This is a genomic window from Acinetobacter sp. SwsAc6 (genome assembly GCF_013391565.1).
GTDB lineage: Bacteria > Pseudomonadota > Gammaproteobacteria > Pseudomonadales > Moraxellaceae > Acinetobacter > Acinetobacter cumulans.
On the sequence record NZ_JACAXE010000001.1, the window covers coordinates 30,504 to 47,912 of the forward strand.

A 17,409-nucleotide genomic window follows, 5' to 3' on the forward strand; every position below is an offset into this window, starting at 1 on the left:
ATTGTGTAAAACAGCCCGAAAGGGCTGTTTTTTTTCTATATGTTGCGTAATGCTCTACAAAGCTCAGAATTTTTGCTACACTCTGAGGCCATTCAAAATTGTTCAATTAACCCGCTATGCATTGTCCATTTTGCAACGCTGCAGACAGTAAAGTGATTGATTCGCGCTTGGCTGCTGAAGGCTGTCAAATTCGCCGACGCCGTGAATGTATTTGTTGTGGCGAGCGTTTTACGACTTTTGAAAGTTATGAAGTGGTTATGCCACGTGTTATTAAGTCAGATGGTAAAAATGAGCCTTTTGATGAGGCCAAATTAAGACGCTCATTGCTACATGCTTTACAAAAACGTCCCGTGACTCAAGAACAAATTGAAACAGTATTGAGTGACATTCAACTGCAAATTCGTCGTTTAGGCGAGCGAGATGTGAAATCACGAACCATTGGTGAAATTGTCATGCAGTCTTTATTTGCCTTAGATCATGTGGCTTATGTACGATTTGCATCGGTTTATCAAGATTTCCAAGATGTGGAAGCATTTCGTCGTCAAATCGAACAGATGCAACACCGCGATCAGTAAGTGAAAGATATAGGAATACGCACAACATGTCAGAGCTGAGCCCAGACCAAATATGGATGCAACGTGCGATTGCATTGGCACAGCTTGGGCAATACTCGACACGCCCAAATCCCAATGTTGGTTGTGTATTGGTAAAAGACGGCCAGCAGGTGGGTGCAGGTTTTCATCCTAAAGCGGGGCAACCGCATGCAGAAGTGTTTGCCATGCGTGAAGCTGGCGCTTTAGCCCAAGGTGCGACGGCTTATGTGACTCTAGAACCTTGCGCGCATTTTGGACGTACGCCTCCATGTGCCAAAGGTTTGGTTGAAGCAGGTGTTGCAAAAGTAGTTGTGGCTTGTCCAGACCCGAATCCATTGGTTGCGGGTAAAGGCGTTCAAATTTTAAAAGATGCGGGTATTGAGGTTGAAGTTGGGGTATGTGAAGCAGAAGCCCACCAGCTTAACTTGGGCTTTTTGAAAGCCATGGCGACAGGTCAGCCTTATGTACGTTTGAAAGTTGCATCGAGTTTGGATGGTCGTACTGCGATGGCTTCGGGTGAGTCAAAGTGGATTACAGGCCCAGAAGCACGCTTAGATGTACAACATTGGCGGGCAATTTCGGGTGTGGTCATTACAGGAATTGAAACGGTATTGGCGGATGATTGCCAGTTAAATGTACGCCAATTATCAGCAGATATAGATCTCAACACAGTTGTACAACCCAAGCGTTTAGTCTTAGACCGTCAAGGTCGCTTAGCTTTAACGGCTAAACTATGTGAACAGCCTGAAACTTTAATGGTCATGGGGCCATATCGTCAGGAACTTGCAGATTTAGGTGTAGAACAAATCGAGGTTCAACCTTTAACGGATTTAATCTCGCTTCTTGCGCAGCAGTATCAAATTTATGACGTGTTGGTAGAAGCAGGTGCAACATTATCGACTGCCTTTTTACAAGAAAAACTGGTAGATGAAATTATTAGTTATGTTGCGCCGACCTTTTTAGGGTCGTCAGCACGTGCCATGTTTAATGCTGAATTTAGTGTGATGGCAGAACAACTTCGCTTTAAGCTCAAACATGTTGCCCAATTCGGTCAAGATGTTCGCTTGAGCCTTATTCCAGAGTCAGTATGAGTACAGAGTCTACGTCTACGGTTTATCATAAACGTCGCCATGCAGCACGTACCACAGATGAATATCTTTTTCATCAATTGGTGCCGTACTTAGGGAACAAACGTCGTTTACTGCATTTGATTTTAGAAGCCCTTGAGCAAACAGGCACATTGAATCGTGAAGATGGTCGAGCACCTATTTTTGCCGATTTTTTTGCAGGCTCAGGTGTAGTTTCACGCTTAGCACGACAAAATGGTTATCGTGTGATTGCCAATGACTGGGAACCATATAGTCATGCATTAAATAGCGCAGTATTATCTTGCGTTGAAGCACCTACATTTAAAGAATTGGGTGGCTATCAAAAAGCTATTGATTATCTTAATCGCCTACCTGAAGTGAAGGGTTGGGTGACGCATAATTTGTGCCCGCGTAATGATGAGATTTACGATCCTAGCCGTGACCGTTTGTTCTTTAAACGCCGTAATGGTATGCGTATTGATGCTATTCGCCAGCAAATTGCCACTTGGCAAACTCAAGGTGCAATTAATGACGTCGAAATGTCGGCACTGTTGGCGCCTTTATTATATTCGGCAAGTTTTGTATCAAATACTTCAGGGGTGTTTAAAAGCTTCCACCATGGTTGGGGCGGTAAAACACAGACTGCATTAGAGCGTATTGAATCTTTATTGTGGTTAACGCCAAGTCGTTTTTGTGAATTGGGTGATCCGAAAAAGCCTGCCGCTGAGATGTGGTGTGTTGATGCACAACATTTGGCAAATCAAATGAGTGGCTTTGAAGTGGATGTGGCTTATTTAGATCCACCTTATAACCAACATGCGTATAGTTCTAACTATCATGTACTTAATGCGCTGACTTTGTGGGATCAGGTAGATTTACCTACACCAGATACCAAAGGCTTTAAAAGTGGTATTGACCGTGCATGGCGTAAAGAGCGTCCGAGTCCCTATAACTCGTCTAAGCATGCCCAAGAAGCTTATGAAAAATTAGTCGAAACAATTAATGCACGTTATATTTTGACTAGCTATTCAACGGATGGAAATATTAGTGCGACAGACTTGTTGCAAGCCAATTTAAAACGTGGCCGTGTGACCTTATTAACACAAGATGTACCACGTTATCGTGTGAGTAAACAGCGTCAGTCTGAGCGTGCACGTGTACTGGAATTTATTGTGATTACAGATACGCATGCAAAGTCAGGCCCACCAATACGCCAATTACTTGGGCAGTTGCATCATTTTGCAGAGCTTGGCGGGGTAGATACAACCGATGTCAGCACACAATTGGCATTGTGGTAAAACAAATACAATTTAGAGAAGCGTATGTTTACAGGCATTATTGAAAGTTTAGGTCAGGTCGAAAGTATCCAAAATGTTGGGGGCGATGTACGTTTACGCATTCAAACTGAATTGGATATGTCGGATGTGCATTTAGGCGATTCAATCGCAACCAATGGGATCTGCTTAACCGTCATTGATTGGGGCTCAAATTGGTATGCAGCCGACGTTTCACGTGAAAGTTTGAATCGAACAACTTTGGGCGCATGGCAAGTAGGCCAGCCTGTGAATGTTGAAAAAGCAATGCTTCCGACCACGCGTTTTGGCGGGCATATTGTCTCTGGTCATGTTGATGTCGTCGGTGAAATTACCTTAGTACGCTCAGATGCACGCTCATTGTATTTTGAAGTGACTGCACCTGCTGAAGTGGCAAAATATTTAGCAGAAAAAGGTTCAATTACAGTCGATGGTATTAGCCTGACCATCAATCATCTCAATGGCAATGTATTGAGTTTAAATTTAATTCCACATACTGCTGAGCGTACCAATATTGGTACATGGAAAGCAGGCACGCGTGTGAATTTAGAAGTTGATGTGTTGGCACGTTATATTGAGCGCTTATTGCTGGGAGATAAAGCAGCAGAAGCCAAGGCAGAATCTAAAATTAGTCTCGATTTTTTGGCTGAAAATGGTTTCCTAAGATAAAAAAATAAAGCGGTAAAAACGAACAGTTTGATTGAAAAATTGGACTGTTTTTTTTATTTTAGGTCATAATGCGCTCGTGATGAACGTGATTGCAGAAATTGGATTGGGTTGATGATTGATTTTTTACTGAATTTAGAACAATGGTTGCCCATGCTGTTAGAGCAATACGGTTTGTGGATTTATGCCATTTTATTTTTGGTGATTTTTGCAGAAACTGGTTCAGTATTTATGTTTTTCTTGCCAGGAGACAGTTTGTTGCTGGCGATTGGTGCGCTGTGCTCAACAACAGAACTAATACATTTACATTATATGATCCTACTTTTGTTTATTGCATCGGTATTGGGATATAGCGTGAATTACTACACGGGAAGTGTATTGGGACTCAAATACTTCAATCAGCATAATCGTTACTTTAAGCCAGAATATTTAGCAAAAACCAATCGTTATTTTATGAAGCATGGTGGCAAAACCATTTTAGTCGCACGTTTTGTTCCGTTTGTACGTTCATTTGCACCTTTTGCAGCAGGTTCGGCGCACATGAATTTTGCCATGTTTAGCTTTTATAATGTGGTAGGTGGTCTGATTTGGATTGGGTTGCTATTGGGAATTGGTTATGGCTTAGGTCATACAGTCTCGGCGGTGGCGGAGCTGATTCCCTAACGGATTGGTGACGGATCAAAAAATTGAAAGCCTGCAATGTTGCAGGCTTTTTACTGTATTAATGTTTGATGACTTGCAGTGATGCAGTGGCATCAGATGTCATGTGGTCAATATTTTGAATTGAAAATAACCCTTTTTCAGCTTCACGTGTTAAAAAAATACGAATGGAGTGAAAGTCGGAGTGGCTCAGCCATAGTGAGCGTGCCGAAATTTCCCAAGTTTCCCCAGTCGGCAATGCCGAAATTTTTTGAGTAATGTCGCTTAAGATGTCCATTTTAGACTCCTGATGAAAGGATGTGGCCAGGCTTAAGGCTGGCCTATGAACATTTTGTTGCAATCATGTGTCAGTTTGATGACAAATAATCTATCCCAAAGAATTTTTTAAGTTGATTTTAAGATTCAATTTTTTTATCTGAAAAATTTGAATTTTTTAAAATATATTCAATTTCTTCTTGGGCTGCAGCTTTGAGTTCTGCACGAAATGCATTGACTGACTTTTCAATCAGGCTGTCTGCCTCAAGCTCTAAACGAACACGAACACTTTCTAATTCTGACAACATGGCATGGTCAGGTATAGATAAGTTTTGGGCAAAATTGAAGGCAATACCTTCAGGGTTTTTATGATAGCGTGCCGTATAAGTCTGAATTTCACGGTCAATATTTTGACGAATCAGCGCGAGGGTTTGGCTCTGCTCAGCATATTGGCGAATTTCATCTTGTTTCAGTCGTTCAACATAAGCCAATTGTTCAGCACGTTTTTTATCCAGTTTTCTTTCAAGTGCGAGCTGTTTACGCAAACGTGCTTCTTCAATTAATTCCGCTTTGCGCTTGGCATAAGCTTCTTCAATAATCTCAAAGGACATTTGCTGTTGCTTTTGGTCGGTGATCAGCCATTCCTGAATTTGACTTTCTGGCTTCAGCACATCACAGATGCGGCTGAGGTCATCAATAAAGGTCTGACGTACAGCATCAGGCACGTTTAACCAGCGCTGTTTAAAATCGGGACCAACATTTAATGCCATTGCAGCATCTCCTTGTATGAGTAATTAAAAGTCGTGTTAAAGCTTATAGGTTTGTGGTGCTATGCCTAAACGACGGTATTGTTTAAACTTTTCACGGCCAATTATTTTGGCGTCGTCATTATTTTCTATAATTTCAATAATGTGACTAAAATGTGAACATTGTTCAAGCGCTTGATTGTTAAAATTAAATACAATCCAGTCATCTTGCTCTGGCAAATGCTCTGAAATGCACACGGGTGCATGGGGTTGGTCTATGCCATGCGGGATGAAGCTGGCTTCGTCAAAAGTCCACAAGCGTTCATCCAACTGTTGTCTTAAGCCTTGGTCACTGCAGTAAAACCAAATACGTGCAGATTGACGAAGGATTTTACGACTTAAACGGCAGGCACTTTCGACCTGCCGTTCGGGACTCTTTTCAAACAAATAAAAGCTAATTTTAGCCATTCGTTACAACGCGATTTGCGAGGAATTGAACCAATAACGGCACAGGGCGACCTGTCGCACCTTTATTTGCACCTGAGTTCCATGCACTGCCTGCGATGTCTAAATGCGCCCAGCGGTAGTCACGTGTAAAACGTTGCAAGAAACATGCTGCAGTCACTGCACCTGCTTTAGGGCCACCAATGTTGGCAATATCAGCAAAAGGTGAGTCGAGTTGTTCTTGGTAGTCTTCAATGACTGGCATGCGCCATACACGGTCAAATGCGGTTTGACCTGCAGCCACTAAGTCGGCAGCCAATTGATCATCTGAACTGAACATACCTGTAAGTACTGAGCCAAGTGCAACCACACATGCACCCGTTAATGTTGCAATATCAATCACAAGGGCAGGGTTAAAGCGTTTGACATAGGTCAGTGTATCGCACAGCACTAAACGGCCTTCGGCATCGGTATTTAAAATTTCAACCGTTTGGCCACTCATTGTAGTCACAATGTCACCTGGGCGTGTAGCGTGGCCAGATGGCATATTTTCCGCAGCTGCAATCGCACCGACAACATGTAATGGCAGTTTCGCTTCACAGAGCGCACGAAGTGTACCCAGTACAGAGGCTGCGCCACACATATCGTATTTCATTTCATCCATGCCAGCGCCTGGTTTAAGTGAAATGCCGCCTGTATCAAAGGTAATACCTTTACCCACTAAAACGACAGGTGCTTCACTACGCTGTGCTTGATATTCAAGTGTGATAATACGACCTGGACGATCTGAACCTTTGCTTACCGCAAGGAATGCACCCATGCCAAGGTCAGCAATTTGTTGCTCATCAAGTACCGTAACTTTGAGTAGCTCTGGAAATTCAGCAGCAAGCGCCAAGGCTTGATCGGCTAAATATTCTGGGAAGCAGATGTTACCAGGGCGGTTGCCAAGGTTACGTGCAAGGCTTTGACCTGATTGGATGGCATGTACCAATTGTAACTGTGTGTCTGTCAGTGGGCTTGATGCTGTGATGAGATTCACTTGCTCCAATGCAAACTCATTTTTTTTCGATTTGTATTCATCAAATGCATAGCCTGCTTGCGTTAGGCTTAATGCAAATAAATAGTGTAGCTCTTGTGGTAAGGCTGAAATATCAACACTGATCTGTTTGAATTTTTTTTGTGAAGTTTTGATAATCGTTTGAGCTAATTTCGCGAGTTTCGCAGGATTGAGTTCAGTCGATTTTGCAAGCCCCACTAAGCTACACATGCGACTTTCAGCGACAACACCATTGAGCGCTAAACTTTCATTGAAGCTTGCTTTAAATTGTGCTGCTTCTATAATATTATCTAAGTCATTGATTTTGTATAAAGTTGAAGCATTTTGAAGCTGCTCAGAATCTACTAATATCAACAAAAATTGGCTAGACGCATTCTCTTGGAATGACGTATTAATAGTGAGTTTCATATGCGGAATTCATGCCTTTTAAAATTTGCAAACCATTAAACCATTGAAACATTTTCATGAATAGAGTTTCAATGTGCAACATGGGTATAGGTTTTATATTTTCAACATTCGGGTAAAATAGCGCTAGTCTTTATTACCCAATTTTCTGGAAGAATTAATTTGATTATTCGGCGTTATTTGGTCAAGCAAGTTGTGTCGACGTCCTTGGTAGTGATTGCTTTACTGACCTTAATCATGATGGGCGGCCGGCTAATCAAGTATTTTGGCGTCGCAGCGCAAGGCCGTTTGGATGCGGGAATTTTATTTAGCATTATTGGTTATCGCTTACCTGAATTTCTCACCTTAATTCTTCCACTGGGCTTTTTTATTGCGCTCATGCTGGTTTTTGGGCGTATGTATGTCGACCATGAAATGGCCGTCATGAATAGTAGCGGTGTCAGTCGCAACCAATTGGCGCGAATTTTAGTGCCAATGACAGCGGTTTTTCTGGTAGCACAAATGTTTTTAATGATGTGGGCCTCACCTTGGGGATTACGTCAGTTCGAAGCATTGACCACCACACAAGCAGTACGTGCAGGTTTTGACTTGGTCCGTCCTAAAGAGTTTATTCCTTCGGGGCCATATACTATTTATGCAGGTGACTTATCTGAAGACCGCAAAAATTTAAAAGACATTTTCTTTTATCAGCGCTCAGCTAAACCAGATAAACCTGACGTGATTATTTTGGCCAAAGAAGCAACTCGTGTGGATGTTGAAGATAATGATGGCGCCAATGTCGTGGATTTGGTCGAAGGGCGTCGTTATGAAATTTACCCTGGGCGACCACGTTATTCGCAAGTGGAGTTTCAAACTTATCGTTTACGCTTAGAAAATAACAAAGAAGCGCAATTTGAAAGTACTGAAGTTGAAGCATTGCCGATGTCACAACTGTGGCATAGCCGTGATGATGCTGTAGTTGCGAGTGAGTTAGGTTGGCGTATATTCGTGCCATTTTCAATTGTGGTGGCATTGATGTTAGCAACCGCTTTATCTGAAGTGAGCCCACGCCAAGGACGCTACTTAAAACTTTTCCCCGCTTTACTAATTTTTGCCAGCTTAATTGTTGCACTTATGGCGATTAAAACGCGAATATCGAAAGGGGAGATGGGCATCTTCGCTTATCCATTGGTGCTGTTGGTGTACGCCGTGGCAGCCGCACTCTTTTCGCGTAAACAAAAATTGGCACCTAAAATTAAGAAACAGATTCAGCGAGTGAGGTCGTAAAATGTTAGCACGCCGTATTGTTGCCAAACATGTGACTAAAACGACTGCACTTGCCATGTTAGGTGCAACCGCCGTTTTGTCGAGTTTGCAGGTTTTATTTACTTATTTAGGCGAATTAGGATCACTGCAACCGAATTATGGGGCTTGGGATGCCTTTATTTATGTGTTGTGGGGTGCGCCGTATTATTTGAATGAAATCCTCCCGATTTCTGCTCTGATTGGTGCAGTACTGGGTTTAGGTACGCTGGCATCCAATAGTGAACTGATTGTCATGCGCTCAGTTGGGGTGAGTCTTTGGCGAATTGTGGGATGGGTGATTCGTTCTGCTTTAATTTTGGTGGTGCTGTCATTTGCATTAAGTGAATGGATTATTCCTTATACCAATGAGCAAGCCAAAGGGGTGAAAAGCCACCGCTCTGTTGCAGAATTAGGCGAGGTCAATGGTTATTGGACTCGTGAAGGCCAACGCTTTATTTATGTGGATTATGCTAACTCAAAAGGTGAGCTTAAAAATATTCAAGTCATTGATTTTGATAATGCATATCGCTTGCGTGGCACGATTGAAGCCGAGCAAGGCCAGTTTGTGTCAAATGGCACATGGAAACTCAACACTGTGCAACAAATGGATGTGTTAAAAGATGGCGATGCCACTTTAGCAAAAAACGCTGAACACCCTTTGTCTTTGGCTTTACAGCCGAAATATGTGCACATGGTGACCCTTGATCCAGAAGATCTTTCACCGAGCCAATTGATTAGTTTTATGAGCTATATGCATGAATATAGTCAAGTTCCAAAAACTTATCAGCTCGCATTTTGGCAAAAAGTCGGTTCTCCATTTGCATTAATTGCTTTGGTAGTGATTGCCTGCTCATTTATTTTTGGTCCCTTACGTCAGCAGTCAATGGGCTTTCGTTTGGTAATTGCCTTATTTACAGGCCTAGGGTTCTTCTATTTACAGGATTTCTTAGGTTATGCCAGCTTGGTGTATTCACCATCTCCAGCATGGTTCGTATTTGTTCCTATTGTATTGATCTTTATGGGTGGTGGTTATTTGCTCCACCGTGCACGTTAGATCAGGAAAAATCGGGTAAATCTATGTTCATGAACAGCATTAACCATGCCTTGAACATAGAGTCTTGACCGAAAATTCGGTAAGATAGCATGATTAATTTATAGACGAAAAAGAGTGTTCAATTATGACGGATGCAAGTGCTCGCAAAATCCCTCACGTTTTAGTCATTATGGATGGTGTGGGTCATCGTGAAGCGATTGAGGACAATGCTTTTTTAGCAGCTCAACGTCAAAATTTAACCGCGATGGAAGCAAAGCATCCGCATGGTTTAATCTCTGGCTCTGGTGAAGACGTTGGCTTACCAGACGGCCAAATGGGTAACTCTGAAGTGGGTCACATGAACTTGGGTGCTGGCCGTGTGCTGTACCAAGACTTTACCCGTATTACCAAAGACATTCGTACTGGCGCCTTCTTTGAAAATGAAGTACTGGTGGATGCTGTAGAAAAAGCCAAAGCAGCCAATGGTGCAGTCCATCTGATGGGCTTGTTGTCTGAAGGTGGTGTACACTCGCATGAAGACCATATTGTGGCGATGGCTGAGCTTGCGTTAAAACGTGGTGCGAAAGTCTATTTACATGCTTTCTTAGATGGCCGTGATACACCGCCAATCAGCGCACAGCCATCTTTAGAAAAATTAGATGCATTGTTTGCTCAATATCCAGGTCAAGGTCGTATTGCGACTTTAATCGGTCGTTATTTTGCAATGGACCGTGACAACCGTTGGGATCGCGTTGAACAAGCTTACCGTTTGTTGACAGAAGGTGAAGCTGTACGTACAGCCCCTACTGCGGTTGCAGGCCTAGAGTTAGCTTATGCAGCTGATGAAAAAGACGAATTTGTGAAAGCAACGCGTATTGGTGATGCAGCTCCAGTTCAAGATGGTGATAGCGTTGTCTTCATGAACTTCCGTGCTGACCGTGCACGTGAAATTACCAAAGCCTTTGTAGAAAAAGACTTTGCAGGCTTTGAGCGTAAAGTTGTACCTGCATTGTCTAAGTATGTGATGTTGACACGTTACCAAGCGACGATTGATGCACCTGTTGCATACATGCCAGAAGCGTTGGTGAATTCATTGGGCGAATACTTGTCGAACTTGGGTAAAACCCAGCTACGTATTGCGGAAACTGAAAAATATGCCCATGTGACTTTCTTCTTTAGTGGCGGTCGTGAAGATGAATATCCAGGTGAAAAACGTATTTTGATTCCATCTCCAAGCGTTGCTACGTATGACTTAAAACCAGAAATGAGTGCATACGAAGTTACAGATGAGTTGGTGGCTGCAATCAATTCAGGCGAATATGACTTGTTGGTGGTGAACTATGCCAATGGTGACATGGTTGGTCATACGGGTGTATTTGATGCTGCAGTAAAAGCTGTTGAAGCTGTAGATACTTGCTTAGGTCGTGTGTACGACGCAGTCATGGCGAATCAAGGTCACATGATTGTGACAGCCGATCACGGTAATGTTGAACAAATGCAGGATTATCAAAGCGGTCAGGTACATACACAGCATACAACTGAATTAGTACCATTCATCTATGCAGGCCCAACGTCAGCAACGATTGTGGAAGGTGGTGTTTTGGCCGATGTTGCGCCTACATTACTTCACTTGATGAAGCTTCCAGTTCCTGCTGAAATGCAAGGTCGCAATCTAATTCATTTAGATGCATAAATATTGATGAAAGGGTAGATGTATGGCGCAAGCACGTTGGATTTCTGGGGTAATTTTTGGCTCACTTCTAATGTGCTTTAGTCATACCACATGGGCTGTTGGCAAAAAGTCAGCAGCCCTTGATTTTGATGGCGATTATGAACAAAGTAATATGGAAGTTCCGGTGGAATCCATACAACAATTTGTTCAAATTTATGGCATTGTTAAAGACAATTATCTCAAAGAAAAATCAGACGATGATCTGTTTCAGCAAGCGATACAAGGCTTGGTCAGTGGTCTAGACCGCTATTCACGTTATCTTTCTCCTGAAGACTATAAACAGCTTTTACAATATACCGAAGGCGATTTGGCAGCAGTCGATTTTGACTTGCACTATGACACGATCGCGCAGCACTGGGTCATTCATAATCTCAAAAAAGATGCTGACTCTGCAAAACAGGGTTTAAGTAATGGTATGGCTGTGTACAAAATGGATGATCAAGAGCTGAAAAAGCTAAGTCATGTACAAGTTAAACAGTTATTAGATGGGGCGATTGGTTCAACATTGAGCCTACAACTGACCACACACAGTAAGCCAATTTATATTGTGCGTAATACCAAAATTGAAACCGATATTGAATCCCGTTTACTCAATAATCAGGTTTTGGTCTTAACGGTAAAAGTATTCCAGCAAGACACGGCCAATGAGATCAAACGCATTATTGAAAGCCATAGTGGGTCGAAGGTCAAAGCAATCTTATTTGACTTAAGAAATAACCCAGGGGGCTTATTGTCGGCAGCGGTAGAAACGGCAGATTTATTTCTCAACCAAGGCGTGATTGTTTCGACGCGAAGTCGCTCCGAAGGGGATCAGCAGTTTCAAGCTTTACCGAGCTTTGAATTTCAAAATATGAAAGTGGGCATTTTAATTAATGGTCGATCTGCCTCGGCAACGGAAGTCTTTACGGCAGCGTTAAAAGAGCATGGGCGAGCATGGGTCGTGGGTGAAAAAAGCTACGGTAAAGGTGTAGTGCAGAAGCTTTTTCCATTATCCAACGGTGCTGCTTTACAAATGACCGTATCGCAGTATTACACGCCCAATGGTCGAATGATTGAAGGCATTGGGGTGCAACCTGATTTTAGCTACCCACAGCATGAGATGAGTGAGCAGCAATATCTTGAGCATGTGACAGAGCAACTGCTCAATAAAAAATAATACTTATTCTTCGTCGGTATCGAGCCCAAATTTCTTTAAACGATAGCGCAAAGAGCGAAATGACATCCCCAGCTTTTTAGCAGCTAAGGTTCGATTCCAGTGCGTCAGATTGAGCGCATTTAGTAGAATTTCTTTTTCGATATTTTCTAGATAAGGCTCTAGTCCTTCTTCAGGCAGTTTCTTTAATGGCATACTGGTAACAGAGGCCATAGCAACAGCCTGAGAGGCATCTGTGTGATCCAGCACAGGTGCACTACGGCGCAGTGGGGCACTTTGCAAATGAGGTAAATCTATGCTGTCTGTGTCGCTGAGCGTGATGGCACGTTCAATAATATTGCGTAGCTCTCGCACGTTGCCTGGATAATATTGATTGAGTAGAAAATCTTGCGCGCGCTCTGTGAGGGCCTTGGCTTTAATATCCCATTCTGAGCAAATTTTTTGAATAAAATGCTGCGCCAATAACAAGATGTCATTGCCACGTTCACGAAGCGGTGGCAATTCTAAGTCCATCACATGAATACGGAAGAATAAATCCTGACGGAAGCGACCCTGTTGCACCAGTCCATCTAGATCTTGATGACTTGCACTGATAATGCGGAAATCGACATCAATTTCATGGTCTGCACCGACGGGACGAATCCGCTTTTCTTGCACAGCGCGGAGCAATTTTACTTGCATGCTTAGGGGTAATTCCGCAATTTCATCGAGGAATAAACTACCACCGTGTGCGGATTGAATCAGACCTTGCTTATCTTGGGTTGCACCTGTGAAGCTGCCTTTTTTATGGCCAAAAAGCTCACTTTCCATTAAGTCGCTCGGAATCGCACCGCAGTTAATGGCAATAAAGGGGCCTTCATTTCGATTACTTAGGCGGTGCACCAAATTTGCGACAACTTCTTTACCCGTACCTGATTCACCAGTAATAAAAACAGGTGCTTGTGAGCGAGCAATTTTTTTCAAAGTGATACGAAGCTGTTGAATTGGCAAGGATTGTCCAATCAACATTTTGTATTCTAGTGTGTCTTCTTGTGGTGCTGTAGAAGGAATTGGTTTATTGAGTGCTTTTTGTAGTAGTTGCTCTAAGTGCTTTGGATTAATGGGTTTGTTGACAAAATCGAAAGCGCCTGCTTTGAGCGCTGCAATGGCAATTTCCATGTTGCCATACGCCGTTAAAACGGCTACAGGCAGGCTTGGGCAGTGCTCATTCATCCATTGTAACAGTTGTAAGCCATTACCATCAGGAAGGTTGAGGTCAGTTAAACAGGCATCGTATTGGTGTTCTGTTAAGCATTGGCGAGCTTCACTGAGTCGGTGTGCAATGTGTGTACGAATCCCCATGCGTGATAAAGACATTTGCATGAGTGTACATAAGTCTTCTTCATCATCGACCAACAGTACCAATGGTTGCTGTTCTGCCATATTTCCCCCCAAATAAAATCGATTAAACGGTCACGGCTAAGCAAGAAACTCTAAAACAGGCCCCTTGTTCTTTTTGTTCTACGTAGGTGAGCTGTGCTTGGTTTGCTTCGCAAAAACTGTGCGCTAGGTACAATCCTAAACCAGTTCCTGTGATTTCGGTACTGAAAAATGGTTGAAATAATGCAGATCGATCATGTTCTGCAACACCAAGGCCGAAATCACGCACATCAATATGTATATATTTTTGATATGTATAAATATTTAATTCGATATGCGGTGTGCTGGGGTCATTATGTCGGATGGCATTGCGCACCAAATTAATCAGGACTTGGCGCAATTGACCTTCATCAAAGTGAATCGCCACAGGCTCTCGCATATTCAGTTGAATTTTATCTTGAATATCCGAAAGATCATCTTGAATGAGCTGAGGCATAAAGTGTTTTAATGGAATCAGTATTGGGCGCGTTTCTTTATTTTTCACCATATTGAGCGTGTCTTGCACAATACGGTCAATACGCACCGATTGTTTAGCAATCATGCTATGTAATAGTTTTTGTTGTGATGGATCACTATCTAAAAATAGATCATTGGCTTGAACGATGGCCGCCAATGGATTACGGATTTCATGTGCAATACTGGCAGAAAGCTGACCAAGGGCTGCTAATTTTAGCTGTTGTACATGCTGATTAATTTTTTGTGCATCCTGCAAGACCAGTAAGGTTAAGGTCTGGTGCGGCACATTCAGTTTTTGTACCCGAACATGAATATGAAAGCGACTTTGTTGGGATTGAAATTGGAATGTATCGCCATCGGGCAGTTCTTCAAATTTCATCAGCTCAAATAAGTCGGGTTGGGTTTTATACAGTGGATGTGTTTCATAGCGATACATCGGCGCAATGCCCAATAAATGACAGGCTTCAGGGTTGCTGAGTACCACATGGCAGTTTTGGTCGAGCACCAAATAGCCCGTTTGAATTTGCTCTAAAATATAACGGTTAATATTTTGCAGTTGGTTTAATTCTAGGGACTGTGAAAAGTTCAAATTTTCCATGATCTGGAAGCGACGAATCGCAATTTGTCCACTTCCATAGACCACAAAAAATAAGAAGGCCAATAGAGCACTATTACCAATATTTTTCAGTGAGGTCAGCTCGAAAATGGAGCCAATAAATACTTGGTAAACGACACTAATGACGGCAATCAGTGTAATGAGTAGAGCTTTTTGTGCATTGAGTAAAAGCGAAGCTGCAAAAATACAAATTACGAACAGCAAGCTGATATGTAAATTTGGACCATCAAGTGCCAAGGTTAATAAGCTAAGCGCTGTAACATCGACAACAAAGAGGCTTACCAGTTGCTTTGGAATATAAGCACGCACGCCACGCATTAAAAAAAACTGTAGGCTACTGATTAATGCATAAGCGCTAAGGACGTATAAGTAAAAGCGCGGATACTGATATTCGACACTTAACTGCCGATAAGTCAGCATAAAAATCAGCAATAAGCCCGTACTGATAATGAAGCGATATGCGCTATACCACAGCCCGAGATGATACTGATTTAATTCCGCATGATAAGAAGGCTGGGGCATAAAGGATGCACTGGTATTTTTTAAGGTTTAATAAGGCCGTAGCGAATGGCTAGGTGAGTTAATTTGACGTCACTGTCTAAATTTAATTTTTCAAAAATACGGTAACGGTAAGTGTTGACGGTTTTTACACTCACAAAAAGCTTATCTGCAATCTCTTGTGCGCTAATACAATTGACCACCATCATCGCCACTTGCATTTCACGTTCTGAAAGTGCATCAAAAGGAGATTGTTGAGTGTCAGATAAATACGAGCTGGCCAATTGCTCTGCAATGTCGGCACTAAAGTATTTACCGCCTTGCATGACTTTGTTAATGGCACGCACCATTTCTGTAACAGGCGCACCTTTGGTGATATAGCCCTTCGCACCTGCTTTTAGGAGTAGGGAAGGATAAGGCTCTTCAGCAAGACCACTTACGGCTAACACTTTGGTATCAGGCGCTGTTTGTAAGAGACGTCGTGTGGTTTCTACACCCCCAATACCTGGCATATTCACATCGAGAAGTACGACATTGGGGTGATGCTGACGCACCAGAGAAATCGCTTCTTCACCAGATTCGGCTTGCCCAATCACTTGTACATCCACATGGTCTTCTAACATTCGACAAATACCTGTACGAACCAACTCATGATCGTCCACCACCAAAACTGTGATCACTGACATTCTCCCTCTGTTTTATACATGTCTTTTTTGTTACATAAAGCAAAATAAGCTTGCAATGAAACGACAAAATTAGCAATCCTATTCTTATCTACGATGAAAATATTTGATACACAATGTCGTGGGTAAAAATTGTTCTGCTATGTGCCTAAATGTAAGGCATATTTATGGTAATAGGCAAATTTTTAGCTAAATTACTAAGATAGAGTTGAGTAAGTAAAAGTGAAGAATTTAAATAAATCATTCGCACACGTGTTGGGCTTTTCATTTTTATTTGGCATAAGCACCGTAAGCTTTGCTGAAATTATTATGAATCCAAACACGAGTCAATCGAATTTGAGCTGGTCATCTGATGATGTCAGCCAACTTTTAAATCAAGATGTTTCATCTGCTACAGATGAGCCATCACCACAGGGTTCGACCAAAATCACCACCAGTGTGCGTAGTTCGAATGGCGTAACGACACAAAATGCACCGTCACAAACGGTACGTATTGTGGATACCAATAATTATGCCAACCAACCGAGCATTAATGCACGTGCGGCGATTGTGATGGATGGTCAAACAGGCGAAGTGCTGTACAGTAAAAACAGTAATGTTGCGCGTTCTATTGCATCGATTACCAAGTTGATGACTGCTGTGGTTATTTCAGATGCCCGCTTAAACATGTCTGAAAATATTACCTTACAGCAAGGTGATTTTTCATGTTCTGGCTGTAAGAGCTCAAGTTCGACTTTACGTGCCGGCGATAGCATGAATCGTGCAGAAGCATTGTTACTGGCGCTAATGAAGTCAGAGAACCCAGCAGCATCGGCTTTGGCACGTACTTATCCGGGTGGTCGTAGTGCATTTTATAGCGCGATGAATGCCAAAGCGCGCTCATTGGGCATGACCAGCACGCATTATGTAGAGTCTACAGGTCTACATCCGGGCAATGTTGCTTCAGCGCGTGATTTGGCGATTTTGGTGAATACAGCATCGCAATATGGTTTAATCCGTCAGTTTTCTACCACACCAAGTTATGACTTTAACTTGGGCTACCGTGTATTAAAATCCAATAATACCAATGCCTTGGTGCGTAATGGTGGTTGGAATATTAATATTTCTAAAACAGGCTATATCAATGAAGCAGGGCGCTGTGTTGTGATGCATACAACATTAAATAATCGTCCAGCTGTTGTTGTGTTACTGGGAGCCGATACCTCTCAAGCACGTACAGATGATGCAACGCGCTTAATGACTTGGGTAACTCAGTTACCAAAACGAATTTAAGGCTTAACTTCTTACTCAACTTGAGCTTTTTATTTT

At 42.5% G+C, this 17,409-nt stretch carries 17 protein-coding genes; 10 read left to right on the top strand and 7 right to left on the bottom strand.

Features of this window, described 5'->3' with window-relative positions; genetic code table 11:
* Positions 1 to 116 precede the first annotated feature (116 nt).
* The 5 genes from nrdR to HYG93_RS00160 all read left to right on the top strand — a co-directional run bounded on the left by nrdR (position 117) and on the right by HYG93_RS00160 (position 4,323).
* Positions 117 to 575: a transcriptional regulator NrdR gene (nrdR, locus tag HYG93_RS00140; RefSeq protein WP_106983852.1), complete on the top strand. Its 459-nt coding sequence runs from the start codon at positions 117 to 119 to the stop codon at positions 573 to 575.
* A gap of 26 nt (positions 576 to 601) precedes the next feature.
* Positions 602 to 1,684: a bifunctional diaminohydroxyphosphoribosylaminopyrimidine deaminase/5-amino-6-(5-phosphoribosylamino)uracil reductase RibD gene (ribD, locus tag HYG93_RS00145; RefSeq protein ID WP_106983853.1), complete on the top strand. Its 1,083-nt coding sequence runs from the start codon at positions 602 to 604 to the stop codon at positions 1,682 to 1,684.
* Entirely contained in the window at positions 1,681 to 2,979 is a 1,299-nt protein-coding gene (locus tag HYG93_RS00150; RefSeq protein WP_106983854.1) for a DNA adenine methylase, read from the top strand. The genes ribD and HYG93_RS00150 overlap by 4 nt, the downstream gene beginning before the upstream one ends.
* Positions 2,980 to 3,003: 24 nt before the next feature.
* Positions 3,004 to 3,663, top strand: a complete 660-nt coding sequence (locus tag HYG93_RS00155) for a riboflavin synthase (RefSeq protein WP_120363868.1) — start codon at positions 3,004 to 3,006, stop codon at positions 3,661 to 3,663.
* A gap of 111 nt (positions 3,664 to 3,774) precedes the next feature.
* Positions 3,775 to 4,323: a VTT domain-containing protein gene (locus HYG93_RS00160; RefSeq protein WP_106983856.1), complete on the top strand. Its 549-nt coding sequence runs from the start codon at positions 3,775 to 3,777 to the stop codon at positions 4,321 to 4,323.
* Positions 4,324 to 4,381: 58 nt separating this feature from the next.
* Here HYG93_RS00160 and HYG93_RS00165 read toward each other — a convergent pair whose 3' ends face one another.
* The 4 genes from HYG93_RS00165 to HYG93_RS00180 form a co-directional block, all read right to left on the bottom strand.
* Complete coding sequence (locus HYG93_RS00165) at positions 4,382 to 4,597, bottom strand: hypothetical protein (protein WP_106983857.1); 216 nt, start codon at positions 4,595 to 4,597, stop codon at positions 4,382 to 4,384.
* A gap of 118 nt (positions 4,598 to 4,715) precedes the next feature.
* Positions 4,716 to 5,345 (bottom strand): hypothetical protein, encoded by a 630-nt coding sequence (locus HYG93_RS00170; protein ID WP_106983858.1) that lies wholly within the window; start codon positions 5,343 to 5,345, stop codon positions 4,716 to 4,718.
* A gap of 36 nt (positions 5,346 to 5,381) precedes the next feature.
* The gene (locus HYG93_RS00175) at positions 5,382 to 5,789 is read right to left on the bottom strand and encodes a DNA polymerase III subunit chi (RefSeq protein WP_106983859.1); all 408 of its coding nucleotides are present in this window, start codon (positions 5,787 to 5,789) and stop codon (positions 5,382 to 5,384) included.
* Entirely contained in the window at positions 5,782 to 7,230 is a 1,449-nt protein-coding gene (locus tag HYG93_RS00180) for a leucyl aminopeptidase (protein WP_106983860.1), read from the bottom strand. Before HYG93_RS00180 ends, HYG93_RS00175 begins: the two co-directional genes overlap by 8 nt.
* A 159-nt stretch (positions 7,231 to 7,389) precedes the next feature.
* On the opposite strand from HYG93_RS00180, the gene lptF reads away from it, so the two are divergent.
* The 4 genes from lptF to HYG93_RS00200 all read left to right on the top strand — a co-directional run bounded on the left by lptF (position 7,390) and on the right by HYG93_RS00200 (position 12,432).
* Complete coding sequence (gene lptF, locus HYG93_RS00185; protein WP_106983861.1) at positions 7,390 to 8,493, top strand: LPS export ABC transporter permease LptF; 1,104 nt, start codon at positions 7,390 to 7,392, stop codon at positions 8,491 to 8,493.
* Between the two features lies 1 nt (position 8,494).
* Positions 8,495 to 9,565 (top strand): LPS export ABC transporter permease LptG, encoded by a 1,071-nt coding sequence (gene lptG / locus HYG93_RS00190; RefSeq protein ID WP_106983862.1) that lies wholly within the window; start codon positions 8,495 to 8,497, stop codon positions 9,563 to 9,565.
* A 124-nt stretch (positions 9,566 to 9,689) separates the two neighbouring features.
* Positions 9,690 to 11,237 (top strand): 2,3-bisphosphoglycerate-independent phosphoglycerate mutase, encoded by a 1,548-nt coding sequence (gpmI, locus tag HYG93_RS00195; RefSeq protein ID WP_120363869.1) that lies wholly within the window; start codon positions 9,690 to 9,692, stop codon positions 11,235 to 11,237.
* A 22-nt stretch (positions 11,238 to 11,259) separates the two neighbouring features.
* Positions 11,260 to 12,432 carry a S41 family peptidase gene (locus HYG93_RS00200; RefSeq protein ID WP_106983864.1) on the top strand — a complete coding sequence of 391 codons (1,173 nt, stop codon included), beginning with the start codon at positions 11,260 to 11,262 and terminating at the stop codon, positions 12,430 to 12,432.
* A gap of 3 nt (positions 12,433 to 12,435) precedes the next feature.
* Here the strand turns inward: HYG93_RS00200 and HYG93_RS00205 are convergent, their stop codons facing one another.
* The 3 genes from HYG93_RS00205 to HYG93_RS00215 are packed head-to-tail and all read right to left on the bottom strand — an operon-like array spanning position 12,436 to position 16,098.
* On the bottom strand, positions 12,436 to 13,851 hold the full coding sequence (locus tag HYG93_RS00205) for a sigma-54 dependent transcriptional regulator (RefSeq protein WP_178961616.1): 1,416 nt from the start codon (positions 13,849 to 13,851) through the stop codon (positions 12,436 to 12,438).
* 22 nt (positions 13,852 to 13,873) lie between these two features.
* Complete coding sequence (locus HYG93_RS00210; protein ID WP_120363872.1) at positions 13,874 to 15,442, bottom strand: PAS domain-containing sensor histidine kinase; 1,569 nt, start codon at positions 15,440 to 15,442, stop codon at positions 13,874 to 13,876.
* 20 nt (positions 15,443 to 15,462) lie between these two features.
* The gene (locus HYG93_RS00215) at positions 15,463 to 16,098 is read right to left on the bottom strand and encodes a response regulator (RefSeq protein WP_106984092.1); all 636 of its coding nucleotides are present in this window, start codon (positions 16,096 to 16,098) and stop codon (positions 15,463 to 15,465) included.
* Positions 16,099 to 16,323: 225 nt separating this feature from the next.
* On the opposite strand from HYG93_RS00215, the gene HYG93_RS00220 reads away from it, so the two are divergent.
* Entirely contained in the window at positions 16,324 to 17,373 is a 1,050-nt protein-coding gene (locus HYG93_RS00220; RefSeq protein WP_130125643.1) for a D-alanyl-D-alanine endopeptidase, read from the top strand.
* Positions 17,374 to 17,409 lie beyond the last annotated feature (36 nt).